1 protein-coding gene is annotated in these 405 nt (G+C 65.7%); it reads left to right on the top strand.

Annotated features, from left to right (window positions below; translation table 11 throughout):
• Positions 1 to 44: 44 nt before the first annotated feature.
• Positions 45 to 405, top strand: a 361-nt coding sequence (locus DY467_RS25875) for an FAD-dependent oxidoreductase (protein ID WP_164639901.1), incomplete at its 3' end; no start/stop codon positions are given.

Here is a 405-nt window from a genome sequence, read left to right as displayed (position 1 = left end):
GTTTGGCGTTGGCGATCGCGGGCCGATGCGCTTAACTTGAGTCCATGAAGCGGAACGAGACCGATGTCGTGGTGCTCGGCGCGGGCATCGTCGGTGTCTGCGCTGCGTTACATTTGCAGCGCCGCGGGCGCGATGTGGTGCTGGTCGATCGCAACGGCACCGCGGGCGACGAGACCAGCTACGGCAACGCCGGGTTGATCGAATGCGCCTCGGTGTTTCCCTACATGTTTCCGCGCGATCTCGGCCATCTGCTGCGCTACGCAGTGAACGGCTCGGCGGATGCGCATTATCAGGTCTCCGGTATTCCCGAATTCCTGCCCTGGCTGGTGCGCTATTTTCTCGCCTCGTCGCCGCGCCGCGCCGCCGAGACGGCCAAGGCGGCGTTGCCGCTGATCCGGCGCAGCC

This window comes from Rhodopseudomonas sp. BR0G17 (assembly GCF_010907025.1).
In the GTDB taxonomy this organism is placed as follows: Bacteria; Pseudomonadota; Alphaproteobacteria; order Rhizobiales; family Xanthobacteraceae; genus Rhodopseudomonas; species Rhodopseudomonas palustris_H.
This window is presented reverse-complemented; position numbering and strand designations above follow the sequence as displayed.